This is a genomic window from Pedobacter glucosidilyticus (genome assembly GCF_002483235.1).
GTDB classification, from domain to species: domain Bacteria; phylum Bacteroidota; class Bacteroidia; order Sphingobacteriales; family Sphingobacteriaceae; genus Pseudopedobacter; species Pseudopedobacter glucosidilyticum_B.
Genome location: NZ_DLHN01000026.1, coordinates 73,029 through 87,408, shown reverse-complemented (window position 1 = coordinate 87,408; position 14,380 = coordinate 73,029). Strand labels below are relative to the sequence as shown.

Here is a 14,380-nt window from a genome sequence, read left to right as displayed (position 1 = left end):
ATATTACACTCGTATTATTTTGCGGTTGATTGCCTTTTAATAACTAAAGGTTCTATCACGATATGTTCTACATTTTGATAAGGATTACCACTTTTGATCATCTTAACAAAACTTTCAGCACATGCTATACCCATTTTAGCTGCCTGTTGGTCTATGGTAGATAAATTTGGTGTAATAAAAGCAGAGAATGTTTCATTAGCAAAACCCATAACCCCAATGTGTGGCGGGGTAAGTTGCAATTCTTTTAACTTTTTGATAACACCCAGGGCAGTATAATCATCTCCAGCAATAATAGCATCGGGTCTGTCTTGCGCTCTCATAAGTTTATCAGCACCATAACGTCCATCTTTTATAGATAACCCTCCATATATAATATGATCTTCTTTAACCTTCAACTTAAAATCAGCCAAGGCAGCTTTATATCCCTTTACCCTATTACCAAAAATACTATTTTGATGGATAGTAGTTACAAAAGCAATATTTTGATAACCTTGTTTAATTAAATGTTCGGTTGCCAAATAACCAGCTTTATAATCATCTAAAGTTACCGTCGGAACATTTAGTTTTTCATCTACACGATCAAATAAGACCAGTGGTTTATTTTGTTTGATTAGCGTTTGGAAATGTGAAGTATCCTCGGTCTCAAGAGAAAGAGAAGCGATAATACCATCCACCTGTGCTTCTAACAAGGTTTTTACGCCATTAATCTCGTTCTCAACCGATTCTCCAGACTGGTATAAAAGAATACGATAATCATTATCTTTTAATACTTGCTCTATACTATGAATAACTACAGCAAAAAAATGGATTTCCATGCTGGGAACAATAACTCCTATGGTATGTGTTTTCCCTGACTTTAAAGAAGATGCGAGACGATTGGGGCTATAATTTAACTTTTTAGCAGTCTCAAAAACAGCTTTTTTTGTAGCATCACTTATCGTAGAAAAATTATTAAGAGCCCTGGATACGGTAGATACCGTAATATTAAGCTCTTTAGCTATATCATAAATGGTTGCCTTCTTTTTCACTTTTTAAAGTAAATAAAATTATAGGATATTTTGACAATTTAAATATTAAATATACCTTTATGCAACCGGTTGCACTTAACCATTATAACCTGGCTTAAACATTTATGTATTTATTAGGTATAGACATAGGCACATCTTCAGTAAAGGTTTCAGTTATTGAAACGCTTACGCAAAAAATTGTATCAACTGCACAATATCCAGAAACAGAGGCAGAAATCATCGCTCTTAAACCAGGCTGGGCAGAGCAATCACCAGAAAACTGGTGGGAGTTTACGCAGAAAGCCATCTTAAAAAATCATCAAACCAAAAAATACAACCCACAAGACATCATAGGTATTGGTATAGCCTATCAAATGCATGGCTTAGTATTGGTTGATAAAAACCAAAAAGTACTCAGAAATTCTATCATTTGGTGCGATAGCAGAGCGGTAGAGATTGGAGAAAAAGCATTTCAAAATATAGGTGAGGCAGAAAGTTTAAGTCACCATCTTAACTCTCCTGGTAATTTTACGGCATCCAAACTGGCGTGGGTAAAACAAAATGAACCCGAAATTTTTGCCAACATCTACAAACTCATGCTTCCCGGAGATTTCATAGCCATGAAGTTAACAGGCCATATTACAACCAGTATCAGCGCATTATCTGAAGGTATTTTCTGGGATTTTAAAAACAACAAGCTATCAGAAAAAATATGTAAAGAGTTTGGCTTTGATACTTCCATATTTCCAGAACTGAAACCTGTATTTTCCAACCATGGCGAGGTAAAAACTGATATTGCTACCGCTCTCCAGCTTAAAGCAGGCGTACAGGTAGCTTACAAAGCCGGCGACCAGCCCAATAACGCACTTTCTTTAAATGTATTAGAACCAGGAGAAGTTGCTGCCACAGCAGGTACTTCTGGTGTTATCTATGGCGTAAGCGACCAATTAGTTTACGATCAGCAATCTCGTATCAACACTTTTGCACACGTTAATTATTTGCAAAACCAGATTAGAACAGGTGTTTTATTATGTATCAATGGTACAGGGATATTAAACAGCTGGGCAAGAAAACTTTTTGCCAAAGATTTAAGCTATCCGGAAATCAACCAACTTGCTTCTCAAGTAGAAATTGGAAGTAAAGGCCTTAGAATTTTACCTTTTGGCAATGGCGCAGAAAGAATGTTAAACAACAAGCTTATTGGGGCTCACATTTTTAATATCGATTTAAATCAACACCAAGCAGCACATATCCTTAATGCTGTACAAGAAGGTATTGCTTTTTCTTTCAGATACGGTTTAGATATCATGAGAGAAAATGGCTTAAACCCCTCAGTTATCAGAGCCGGAAAATCAAATTTATTTTTAAGCGAGGTATTTAGAAAAGCATTTACCGGAGCTACCCAAGTACCTATAGAACTTTATCAAAACGATGGAAGCGTGGGCGCTGCTTTGGGTGCAGGTATGGGTATTAAACACTTTAAAAACGCTCAGGAAGCTTTTCAAAATCAAGAGGTGTTAGCAACCATAGAACCTCAGGAAACAGAGGCTTATGATGCTGCCTACCAAGAATGGAAACAATTACTCAATCAAAAAATTAATAACATATAAATCAATCAAAAATGTCAATCGTAACAGGTGAAAAAGAATTCTTCAAAGGTATAAACCAAGTTAAATTTGAAGGAAGAGAATCAGATAATCCATTAGCTTTTAGATGGTATGATGAAAACAGGATAGTTCAAGGAAAAACCATGAAAGAGTATGTAAAATTTGCTTGCGCATACTGGCACTCTTTTAACGGTAACGGTGCCGATCCATTTGGAGGTCCTACTCATGAATTTGCTTGGGATGTTAAAGCAGATGCTGTAGAAAGAGCAAAAGACAAAATGGATGCCGCATTTGAGTTCATGACAAAAATGAATCTTCCTTACTATTGCTTTCATGATGTTGATGTTGTTGATTATACCAACGATATTGTAGAGAATGAAAGAAGATTGAACGCCATGGTAGAATATGCCTTACAAAAGCAAAAAGAAAGTGGCATTAAATTACTTTGGGGTACAGCTAACCTGTTTTCTCATAAACGTTATATGAATGGTGCTATCACCAACCCAGATTTTCATGTATTGACACATGGTGCCGCACAAGTAAAGGCTGCTATTGATGCTACGATTGCTTTAGGTGGAGAAAACTATGTGTTTTGGGGTGGTAGAGAAGGCTACATGACCTTATTAAACACCAATATGAAGAGAGAGCAAGAACATTTCGCTCGTTTCTTACACACCGTAAAAGATTACGCCAGAAGCAATGGCTTTAAAGGAACTTTCTTTATTGAGCCTAAACCTTGCGAACCTTCTAAACATCAGTATGATTATGATTCTGCTACTGTTATAGGTTTCTTAAGACAGTATGATTTATTAAATGATTTCAAACTTAACATAGAAGTTAACCACGCTACTTTGGCTGGCCATACATTCCAACATGAGTTACAAGTTGCTGCCGATGCTGGCATGTTAGGTTCTATTGATGCTAACAGAGGCGATTACCAAAATGGATGGGATACAGACCAATTCCCTAATAACATTTTAGAATTGGTAGAAGCTATGTTGGTGATTGTTGAAGCTGGAGGCTTACAAGGTGGAGGTATTAATTTTGATGCTAAAATCAGAAGAAATTCTACAGACCCTGCAGATTTATTCTATGCGCATATTGGCGGTATGGATACTTTTGCTAAAGCTTTATTAGTAGCAGAAGAAATCTTAGAAAAATCAGATTATAAAAAGCTAAGAGCACAACGTTACGCTTCTTTTGACTCTGGTAAAGGCAAAGAATTTGAAGAAGGAAAACTTTCTTTAGCTGATTTAAGAGATTATGCCATTCAGCATGGCGAGCCTCAAACTATAAGTGGTAAACAAGAATTTTTTGAAAATATGCTTAATAAACATATTTTTTAATAAATTCACGTCCTCCAAACTAAACTTAAATAAAGAATGAACACACTTCAAACTTCTGATTACATTGTATTTCTAATATACTTTGTGATTGTTGCTGGATACGGACTATGGATTTACAACCGTAAAAAAGCAGAGAGCGCAAGTTCTAAGGACTACTTCTTGGCAGAAGGGTCATTAACATGGTGGGCAATTGGAGCATCACTTATCGCTTCCAATATCTCAGCAGAACAATTTATTGGTATGAGTGGCGCTGGCTTCACCTTAGGCCTTGCTATTGCAACTTATGAATGGATGGCTGCTGCAACGTTAGTTATTGTTGCTGTATTCTTTATCCCGGTATATCTTAAAAACAAGATATTTACCATGCCTCAGTTCTTAAGCCAGCGTTATAACGAGACCGTTGCCATGATTATGGCCGTTTTCTGGCTATTGCTTTACGTTGTGGTAAATTTAACTTCTATCCTTTTCTTAGGTGCTTTAGCAGTTAGTAGCATATCTGGTATAAACTTTACGGTTTGTATGTATGCCTTAGCTATATTCTCCATCATCATTACCCTTGGCGGGATGAAAGTTATTGGTTATACCGATGTAATCCAAGTGTTCTTCTTAATTTTAGGAGGCTTGGCAACCACTTATTTAGCACTAGATTTAGTAGCTCAAAATAATGGATCTAGCGGTGTACTTAATGGTTTTAACCTCATTACCTCACAAGCAGAAGATCATTTCCACATGATTTTTGATAAAGACAACAAAAACTTTGTTGATTTACCAGGCTTAACCGTATTGGTAGGTGGTATGTGGATTGTAAACTTAAACTATTGGGGTTGTAACCAGTACATTACTCAAAGAGCTTTAGGTGCCGATTTAAAAACTGCCAGAGGAGGTTTATTATTTGCAGCTTTCTTAAAATTGTTAATGCCTATTATTGTGGTATTGCCAGGTATTGCCGCTTACGTACTCTACAAACAAGAAGTTTTTACTACCGAGATGCTTGTTAATGGCGAAGTAAACCCTGATAGTGCTTACCCTGTATTGTTAAACTTATTGCCTCCGGGACTAAAAGGTTTATCTTTTGCAGCTTTAACAGCGGCAGTAGTAGCTTCTTTAGCGGGTAAAGCAAATAGTATTGCCACCATCTTTACTTTAGATGTTTACAAGAAGATATTCAACCCAAATGCATCTGAAGCTAATCAGGTATTAACAGGTAAAATTACTATCATTGCAACTATGCTATTGGCAGTAGTTATTGCCCCTCACTTAGGTATAGAAAAAGGTGGTTTTAAATATATTCAAGAGTATACAGGCTTTGTGTCTCCAGGTATTTTTGCAATGTTTATCTTAGGATTCTTCTGGAAAAGAACTACTTCATCGGCAGCAATGTTTGCCACCATTGGAGGCTTTATCTTATCGGTAGTGTTAAAATTCCTTCCAGAATGGACAGACCTTTCTTTCTTATACCCAGCAGGATTCGCTGTTAACGTAAATGGTGTTTACGAAATTCCTTTCTTAGATAGAATGGGCTTTGTGTTCATCTTCTGTATCATTGGTATGTATTTGATTTCTATTTTAGAAAACAGAAAAGGTGTTAACCCTAAAGGATTAGAGATAGACAGCAGCATGTTTAAAACCAATACAGGCTTTACTGTTGGTGCTCTATTAATATTTGGTATTTTACTAGCACTTTATACGGTGTTCTGGTAGTATCAAATTACTTGAAATACTTAAAGGAGGTTGTGTTTACACATAACCTCCTTTTTATTTTCCAAAAAATTAGTCATAAAAAAAACCGCTATAAAAGCGGTTTCCTCAACTATTTTAATTTATTTAACCTTTAAAATTTAAGCCAACTGCAATTGAGGCATCTTACCAAATAAAGTCTCAAAATTAATAGAATATCCACTCAGCTTGTTAAAGAAAGCAAACATTCCGTTTGCATTTTTTGGGTTACTTTTAGCCGTTTGTATAAGCTTGTTCATGATAACAGGCATCTGCTTATCAGCAAAAGTTTTAGCCGTATTCATATTTATGCCATAATACTTGTTTAATCTAATAGCATATTTTGATGCTATTGAACGTACTAAAGCGGTGTTTTGAATACTAGATACACTAAAGAAAACTAACAAATCATTAAACTTACCATTATCAATTTGCGCTTTTAAAACATCAATAATAGTACCTGATGCTTCGTTAATGATAGCTTCGTGTGCACTAGCAGAAATTTGACCTACCTCATTTAAATGTGGCTCTAAATTCTCTTTTACTATAGAATACAACTTCTCAAACATTTTATTTTAAATTAGGTGAGATTACAAAATTAACTACTCAAAAACAAAATTCTAATAAATTATGCAAACAAACAAATATTTTAATATATTTTTATTAATAAAAAGCAAAAATTATTAAATCAATTATAATTAGATAGAACTGAAACTTTGGTATCAATTACTATACCAAAAAATAAAAGTGGATTAACAAGAGCTAATCCACTTTTAAGAGTACTTAGTGTACAGTATTTATTTAAAAACTATCCTCTTTGATTTGTTTTTCGGTCAGTTTACCATAAGCACTTACTACATTCTTAATTTCTGCTGCATTCCCTACAAATAAAAACTGCAAATCATTAGCCGAGAAATACTTTTGGATAATCTCTTTACTTTTTTCAACAGTTAAGCCATCTACTTTATTTTCAAAAGAATTGATGAAGTCTTCGTTAAAATCATACCAAAACATATCGGTAAGTAAAGAAGCTAATTGAGCAGGCGTTTCATAATCTGGCGGAAACTGCCCTTTTACATAATTTTTAGCAGACTGCAAGGTAGCTTCATCTAAGCCTTTCTCCTGAAGCTTTTTTAATACTTCTAAAGCTTTATCAACCGTAGCTTTGGTAGTTGCTGTAGCCGTAAAAGTACTGATGTAAAATGTACCAGAATTTTTCAAGGTAGAGAAACGACTGTTAGCACCATAAGTTAAACCCGAGTTTACCCTTAACTCATCATTTAACCACGAGGTAAACCTACCTCCTAAAACAGTATTTACAACTTCTATAGCCACAAAATCTGGATTGTTACGACTAACGCCTTTACCGCCTATCAACATAGTTGTCTCACGGGCATCACTTTTATTAACCAATAAAACTCTGGCCTCTTTAGGGCTTTCTATAGTTGATGAAATAGCTGTGGCATTAACTGAATTATTCCATTTACCAAAAAGCTTAGAGATTTTAGCTTTCATCTCTTTAGCTTTAAAGTCTCCAACAATAGCTATCGCTGCACCATTAGGCCCATAGTTCTTGTTATAAAAGTTCTTTACATCAGTAACAGATAAATTTTGAACCGAGCTAACACTACCAGAAACCGGGTTACCATAAGGATGCTTGCCATACATAAAACTATCCCAATAATTACCTATTACAGAACGCGGACTTTCTTTAGCTCTTTCTAATTGTGTAAGTATTCTTTGTTTTTCTTTGGTAAATTCTTGTTCATTAAAACTTGGCGCTGTTAATAGCTCGTTTATAATAGGTAAAACCTTATCTTGATGTTTAGCCGCAAATTTTGCGCTTAAACCTGCTAATTCTTTACCCGCATAAGTATTATAAGATGCCCCAATAAAGTCCATTTGCTCTTCTATTTGAGCTTTGGTGTAACTTTTTGTTCCAAATTGCAAGGCTTTAGCTGTTAAGGACGCCAAACCTTTTTGATCAGCATCTAAAACTGCTCCTGATGGAATTACCGCTGCTATATTAATTGTAGGAACCTCATGTTGCTCCATCAGATAAATGGTTAAACCATTAGCTAATTTAAATTTCTCGTATGCCGGAAGCTTAAACTTAGCTTGCTGTGCCAAAACTGCCAAAGGAAAAACCATTAGCAAGAAAAAGCCTATTTTTATGATTGATTGATTTCTTTTCATGATTATTCTTCTGTGTTACTTTTTAAAATTCCAACTGTTCTATTAGATTTTTTGAAATAAGTTGCAGCTACCCTTTTAACATCATCTATACTTACTTTAGCATATTCATCCATAGCGGTAAACATCTTTTTATAATCGCCAAAGAAAACCTCATAAGTACCTAGATTATTAGATTTGCCATTAATGGTTTCAACTTGGTCATAAAACTCACTCAATTTCTGGTTCTTGATTTTTTGTAGTTCATTAGCTGTAACACCTTCTTTAGCTATTTTTTCAAGCTCACTATAAACCATTTTTTCTATCTCATCTGTAGATTTTCCTTTTGCAGATGATACATAAATAGAGAATAAAGTGGGATCAAAACTGGCACTATAATCTGTAAAAACAGAAGTTGCTAATTGGTTTTGATCAACCAAATTGCTGTGTAAACGAGATGAGTTTCCGTTACTTAAAATGGCACTTAAGATGTCTAAAGTATAATAATCAGCATGCTGTGCTTCTGGCGCATGGTAACCAATAATCATATAAGGAGAACTTACTTGTTTCTGAACCGCAATTCTTCTCTCTCCGGTTTGCTTTGGCTCAACCAAATAAACTTTAGGACCAGGTTTTTGAGCTGGTATGGGTTGCATATACTTTTCAGCAAGTCTTTTAACCTCATCAAATTTTACGTTACCCGAGATAACAACCGTACAGTTGTTGGGTGCATAATAAGTTTTAAAGTAATATTCTAAATCTTGTTTTGTCCAATTTTTAATATCCTCCTCATAACCAATTACAGGCCAATGGTAAGGGTGTTCCTGAAAAGCAGTGGCATAAACAGCTTCGCCTAGCATTCTCCATGGCGAGTTTTCTAAACCCGTACTTCTTTCTGAAAGTACTACACCTCTTTCAGATTCTACCATATTATCGGCTATCGCCAAATGAGCTATACGGTCTGATTCTAAATCGAATATAACTTCCAAAGCTTGGGCCGGAAACCAATCGGTATAAACCGTTACATTTTGTGTGGTATAGGCATTATTTGCCCCGCCATTATACTCCATGGTACGGTCAAATTCTTTAGGACCATATTTTTTAGCTCCGTTAAACATCATGTGCTCAAAAAAATGCGACAAACCGGTTATGCCCGGATGTTCATTTCTTGAACCTACTTTGTAAAACAGGTACATATTGGCGTTAGGGATTGAAGCATCTTCCAGAACCAGAAACTTCATTCCGTTGCTTAAGGTAAATGTCTTTACGTCATCTATCTTATTTTGTGCAATAAGTTGCGAACTTAATGCAACTAGCAAAGTAACAAACAGTTTTCTCATTTTTTCAATTAGTGTTATGTTGCAATTTAAGATATAGTACCTTACAAAAACGAATGCGAATAGTTTTGTCTTAAAAATTTTGCAATGCTTATATTGCACTCTATTTAGAAATCAATAAATTAAACTGCATGTTACCAAAAATCAACTTCACACAAACAAAAAGCTATCAATATCTGGCAGACCATCTTGTTGAAATATCTGATAAACACTTGAGAACTCTTTTTACTGAAGACTCAGAAAGGTTTAACAAATTCACCATATTGTTTAATGATATTTTAGTTGATTATTCTAAAAATAGAATAAACGAAACAACCATAGCCTTATTAACGCAACTTGCAAAAGAATGCGGCGTTGAAGGTGCTATACAAGCGATGTTTAATGGGGAGAAGATTAACGAAACAGAAGATAGAGCCGTATTACACACAGCATTAAGAAACAGAAGTAATACACCTGTAATAGTTGAAGGTAAAGATGTCATGCCTGATGTAAATGCGGTTTTACAAAAAATGAAAATCTTTTCTGATGCTATCATCAACGGAGATTGGAAAGGATATACCGGAAAAACTATTACAGATGTCGTAAATATTGGCATTGGAGGTTCTGATTTGGGTCCCGTTATGGTTACCGAGGCTTTAAAAGCTTATAAAAATCATTTAACACTTCATTTTGTGTCTAATGTTGATGGCACACATATAGCAGAAACTTTAAAAAAGGTTAATCCAGAAACTACGCTATTTTTAATTGCATCTAAAACTTTTACTACACAGGAAACAATGGCTAATGCCCATTCTGCCCGTAATTGGTTTTTAGCTGCTGGTGCAGCAGAAAGCGATGTTGCTAAACATTTTGCTGCGCTTTCTACCAATGCAGATGGCGTTTCTAAATTTGGTATTGATACTCAAAATATGTTTGAGTTTTGGGATTGGGTTGGCGGACGTTACTCTTTATGGAGTGCCATTGGTTTACCTATTGCACTTTCTATAGGTTTTGAGAATTTTGAAGATTTACTTCTAGGCGCTCATGAAATGGATATCCATTTTAGAGAAACAGAGTTTGAACAAAATATCCCAGTAATATTAGCTTTATTAGGCGTATGGTATAATAATTTCTTTGAGGCAGAAACTCAAGCTATTTTACCTTACGACCAATATATGCATCGTTTTGCGGCTTATTTCCAACAGGGAGATATGGAAAGTAATGGGAAATATGTTGCTAGAGATGGGGAACAAGTAAATTATCAAACTGGACCAGTAATTTGGGGAGAGCCTGGCACTAACGGACAACATGCTTTTTATCAGTTAATCCATCAGGGTACTAAATTAATTCCTTGTGATTTTATTGCGCCAGCAAAATCTCATAATCCATTAGGCGAGCATCATACCTTATTACTTTCTAACTTCTTTGCACAAACAGAAGCTTTAATGAATGGTAAAACAGAAGAAGAAGTAATTGCCGAACTTAAAAAAGAAGGTAAAACCGATGAGCAAATAGCAAAAATAGCTCCTTTTAAAGTATTTGAAGGCAATAGACCAACCAACTCTATTTTAGTTAAACAAATAAACCCTAAAACTTTAGGCGCTTTAATAGCCATGTATGAGCATAAAATCTTTGTACAAGGCGTTATCTGGAACATCTTTAGCTTTGACCAATGGGGAGTTGAATTAGGCAAACAATTAGCAGGTAAAATATTACCTGAGCTTAAAAACGATGATGAAATTACTTCTCATGATGCTTCTACCAATGGTTTAATCAATTTGTTTAAAAATTGGAGGTAATATTTTAATGAGTGTATCAACATTTTATAAATAATAACGTTTCTAAAGAAAAATAACATCATGAAAAAAACAATCTTATTATTGTCTACGCTATTTTTCCTTATCGGGAATGTAGTAGTTAAAGCTCAGGAAGCTAAAAAACAACCTGCTAGTCCGCCTGCAAGTGTTACAGAAACCTTAAGCAATGGCACTAAAGTAACGATCAATTATGCACAACCGGGTATAAAAGGCAGAACTATTGGTAAAGAAATTGCGCCTTACGGAAAAGTATGGAGAACTGGTGCTAATGCAGCCACGCAGTTTGAAGTGAGTAAAGACGTTAAAATTAATGGCAAAAGTTTAGCTGCTGGTAAATATGCTTTGTTTACTATCCCAGGAGAAAAAGAATGGGTTGTTATTTTTAACAAAACTTGGGACCAGTGGGGAAATTACAAATACAAAGAAGCAGAAGATGCGCTTAGATTTACTGTAAAAGCAGAGAAAGCTAAAGAGTTTATGGAAAGGATGACTTTCACTATTGCTAAAAACGGAGAGGTTGCTTTAGCATGGGGAGATGTTCATATAGATTTTATGGTTAAATAAGTTATCTTCAAAAAGATAAAAAAAGCTATCCGTTTTGGATAGCTTTTTATTTTCTAAAGGATTTTAACCGCTTGCCTAGCTAATAGTTCCCAATTTCCGCTATTCTTTACAAATACCAAAAGGATATGTAAATTCACATGTCCTGGTTTACCACCATCATTGGTATCGGCAGATAATTTATGTCTAACAATAGCTGTATTGCCTGTAACTTGGATAGTTTGATCTGCTAAATCTATTTTCACAAAATCAGATGAGCCTCCGGCAATAGACTCTACAAAGGCAGCTTTATCTTCAATTTTACCTCCAGAATGCCCATAACTTAAATGGGTTGATGCAATACTCTCTAAATCGGCTCGGTTACCGCTAACCATAGCATCACGTAGCTTTTCTACGGCTATGCTAACTTCTTTTTCGGCTTTTGTTTGTGCAAAAGCACTTGTCATTGTTGTCATAAAAATCAGGATTAAAAGAGGTAACTTTCTCATAATTTATCATTAGTTAAAATAAATACTTGCCTACTATAGGCATTCTTCTTCCCATTCCAAAAGCTTTAGGTGATACCCTTAAAATGGGAGGCGTTTGGTAACGCTTAAATTCGGCATTATTAACCAGATTTAAAACTTTTTTAACCAAATCTGTATCAAAGCCCTGTTCTATAATTTCTTTTGAGCTTTTCTTCAATTCAATATACTCAAATAGTATTTTATCTAGGATATCGTATTCTGGCAAAGAGTCAGAATCTTTTTGATCTGGCCTTAATTCCGCAGATGGTGGTTTAACTATTGTATTTTCAGGAATAATTTCTCCATTTCTATTGATATATCTGGCTAATTGAAAAACTTGAGTCTTATAGCAATCGCCAATCACAGAAATAGCGCCACACATATCTCCATATAAAGTGCCGTAACCTACAGCAGCCTCACTTTTATTACTGGTATTTAATAATACATAGCCAAATTTGTTAGACATGGCCATTAACAATACACAACGAGAGCGAGCCTGTATATTCTCTTCGGCTAAACTTGGTGCAAGGCCTTCAAATTCTTGAGCTAGGGTATCTTCAAAAGCTGTTGCTACTTGTGCTATAGGCAAGGTAGTATGTTTACATCCAATATTTTTAACGAGGTCTAAAGCATCTTTAACAGAATGATCTGAAGAATACTTAGAAGGTAGTAATACAGCCATCACATTTTCTGCACCCAAAGCTTCGCAGGCTAGCGCACAAACTACAGCAGAATCTATCCCTCCTGATAAACCTAAAATAGCTTTTTTAAATCCTGATTTTTGAAAGTAATCTCTAACACCTAAAACCAGAGCTTGGTGTACTTGTACTGTATCTGATGGTCTTTCTTGATTTTCACTTAAAACAATGGAGCTTTTAACCTGTCCAACATCAAAAATTTGAACATCCTCTTCAAAATATTTAAGTTCTGATACGATATCGCCTGCTTTGTCAAAAACCAAAGAACCGCCATCAAAAATCAACTCGGTATGCGCACCAACTTGGTTCACATAAAATAATGGGATTTGATATTTATGGCAGTTTTGAGACAGGATGACAATCCGTTGTTCATCATGATGATAAGCAAAAGGCGAAGCCGCAATGTTAATCATAAAGTCTGGCTCTTCCTTAATCAGCTCATCCATAGGACAAGCTTTATACAAAGGATTATCGCCTAAATTCCATAAATCTTCGCAAATGGTAACGGCTATTTTATAGCCCTTATAATCTACGCATTTAAATTCATGAGCAGGTTCAAAATATCTATACTCATCAAAAACATCATAAGTGGGCAACAAGGCTTTCCTAATGACTTGTTTAATTTCGCCATCAGCCATAAAATAAGCTGCATTATACAAATCTTTGCCTTCTATAACAGGATTTAACTCCGGAACACCCACAATGCAAGCTATACCTTCACAAGCTTTTGCTATTTTTAAAGCAGATTGTTTACACAAAGAAATAAACTCCGGATATTCTAGAAAATCTCTGGGTGGATAGCCACAAATACTCAACTCTGCAAAGACAACTAAATCTGCCCCAGCTGCTTTCTGCGCTTGAATGGTTTGTATAATTTTCTGAGTATTGAGCTCAAAATTTCCGATGTGATAGTTTAGCTGCGCTAATGCTATTTTCATAAATAAGTAATCGCTTAAAAATGCTTACCTTCTAAAAAAACACCCCAATATTTATACCTAAATAAGCATTTTTTAGAGAGCCATCTCCCTTTTTAATATCAGTAAAACCATTATCAAAACTTAAACCAGCTAATATTTTGGTTCTTCCTGTTGTGCTAATCTCGGTGCCAGCACCTATAATGATAGAGCCCCTGTAAAAAGCAGTCTGGTTGTAAATATCTCTGTTATCAGCATTGTCTGCCGTTATGGTTGATGTATTATCTTGTTTAGCCTTGATGTTTAAACCATTCCCTAAACCAAACTCTCCAAAAAACTTAACCCCATTATTATCATTGGTTAATAATTTAAGTTTAGCTGGTATTTCTATGTATTGCAATTTAAAAACCTGTTCAGAGTTCGTACTTCCTGCAACAGCCTCTGTTCTACCATTAATGGTGGTTAACTTTAAACCAGTGCTAAAAGCATAATTATCTGCAAAGTTTATATCAGCCAAAAGACCATAAGAAAAACCCAATCTCACCCCTTTTCCATCTACATTATCAATATCAGATTTTATCCATCCTAAAGTTGGATGTGCCGTTAAACCTAATTTAAAAGCTGGCTCTTCATCGTCTTGTGCCAAAACGCAAAAACTTAAAAATAGAAACGGAAATAGGAATAATATCTTTTTCATAACTTCGGTAATTAAAAATTTAA

The 14,380-nt window shown here is 35.1% G+C and carries 12 protein-coding genes; 5 read left to right on the top strand and 7 right to left on the bottom strand.

What is annotated here, in order from left to right; all coding sequences use genetic code 11:
- Nucleotides 1-14 precede the first annotated feature (14 nt).
- Nucleotides 15-1,028, bottom strand: a complete 1,014-nt coding sequence (locus B2745_RS11165; RefSeq protein WP_304066507.1) for a LacI family DNA-binding transcriptional regulator — start codon at nt 1,026-1,028, stop codon at nt 15-17.
- Between the two features lie 104 nt (nt 1,029-1,132).
- Here B2745_RS11165 and B2745_RS11160 point away from each other — a divergent pair, with 104 nt between their 5' ends.
- The 3 genes from B2745_RS11160 to B2745_RS11150 are packed head-to-tail and all read left to right on the top strand — an operon-like array spanning nt 1,133 to nt 5,661.
- The gene (locus B2745_RS11160; RefSeq protein WP_304066505.1) at nt 1,133-2,617 is read left to right on the top strand and encodes a xylulokinase; all 1,485 of its coding nucleotides are present in this window, start codon (nt 1,133-1,135) and stop codon (nt 2,615-2,617) included.
- An 11-nt stretch (nt 2,618-2,628) separates the two neighbouring features.
- Nucleotides 2,629-3,960: a xylose isomerase gene (gene xylA / locus B2745_RS11155; protein WP_026905022.1), complete on the top strand. Its 1,332-nt coding sequence runs from the start codon at nt 2,629-2,631 to the stop codon at nt 3,958-3,960.
- A gap of 36 nt (nt 3,961-3,996) precedes the next feature.
- Complete coding sequence (locus B2745_RS11150; protein ID WP_026905021.1) at nt 3,997-5,661, top strand: sodium/sugar symporter; 1,665 nt, start codon at nt 3,997-3,999, stop codon at nt 5,659-5,661.
- A 137-nt stretch (nt 5,662-5,798) separates the two neighbouring features.
- Here the strand turns inward: B2745_RS11150 and B2745_RS11145 are convergent, their stop codons facing one another.
- The 3 genes from B2745_RS11145 to B2745_RS11135 form a co-directional block, all read right to left on the bottom strand.
- Nucleotides 5,799-6,245, bottom strand: a complete 447-nt coding sequence (locus tag B2745_RS11145) for a hypothetical protein (protein ID WP_304066503.1) — start codon at nt 6,243-6,245, stop codon at nt 5,799-5,801.
- A 232-nt stretch (nt 6,246-6,477) separates the two neighbouring features.
- Entirely contained in the window at nt 6,478-7,872 is a 1,395-nt protein-coding gene (locus B2745_RS11140; protein WP_304066500.1) for a M16 family metallopeptidase, read from the bottom strand.
- 2 nt (nt 7,873-7,874) lie between these two features.
- Nucleotides 7,875-9,188 carry a M16 family metallopeptidase gene (locus tag B2745_RS11135; RefSeq protein WP_304066498.1) on the bottom strand — a complete coding sequence of 438 codons (1,314 nt, stop codon included), beginning with the start codon at nt 9,186-9,188 and terminating at the stop codon, nt 7,875-7,877.
- A 128-nt stretch (nt 9,189-9,316) separates the two neighbouring features.
- Here B2745_RS11135 and pgi point away from each other — a divergent pair, with 128 nt between their 5' ends.
- Together pgi and B2745_RS11125 are read left to right on the top strand one after the other, a co-directional pair.
- The gene (gene pgi, locus B2745_RS11130) at nt 9,317-10,963 is read left to right on the top strand and encodes a glucose-6-phosphate isomerase (protein ID WP_304066495.1); all 1,647 of its coding nucleotides are present in this window, start codon (nt 9,317-9,319) and stop codon (nt 10,961-10,963) included.
- A gap of 60 nt (nt 10,964-11,023) precedes the next feature.
- Nucleotides 11,024-11,545, top strand: coding sequence for a DUF2911 domain-containing protein (locus tag B2745_RS11125; protein ID WP_304066493.1), 522 nt, complete (start codon nt 11,024-11,026; stop codon nt 11,543-11,545).
- 53 nt (nt 11,546-11,598) lie between these two features.
- Here the strand turns inward: B2745_RS11125 and B2745_RS11120 are convergent, their stop codons facing one another.
- Genes B2745_RS11120 through B2745_RS11110 form a run of 3 tightly spaced genes read right to left on the bottom strand, consistent with a single transcriptional unit; the run spans nt 11,599 to nt 14,357 of the window.
- Nucleotides 11,599-12,030 (bottom strand): nuclear transport factor 2 family protein, encoded by a 432-nt coding sequence (locus B2745_RS11120; protein ID WP_304066491.1) that lies wholly within the window; start codon nt 12,028-12,030, stop codon nt 11,599-11,601.
- Nucleotides 12,031-12,043: 13 nt separating this feature from the next.
- A complete protein-coding gene (locus B2745_RS11115; RefSeq protein WP_304066489.1) occupies nt 12,044-13,684 on the bottom strand; it encodes an NAD+ synthase in 1,641 nt (546 codons plus the stop codon).
- Between the two features lie 31 nt (nt 13,685-13,715).
- A complete protein-coding gene (locus B2745_RS11110; protein ID WP_304066486.1) occupies nt 13,716-14,357 on the bottom strand; it encodes a porin family protein in 642 nt (213 codons plus the stop codon).
- Between the last annotated feature and the right edge of the window lie 23 nt (nt 14,358-14,380).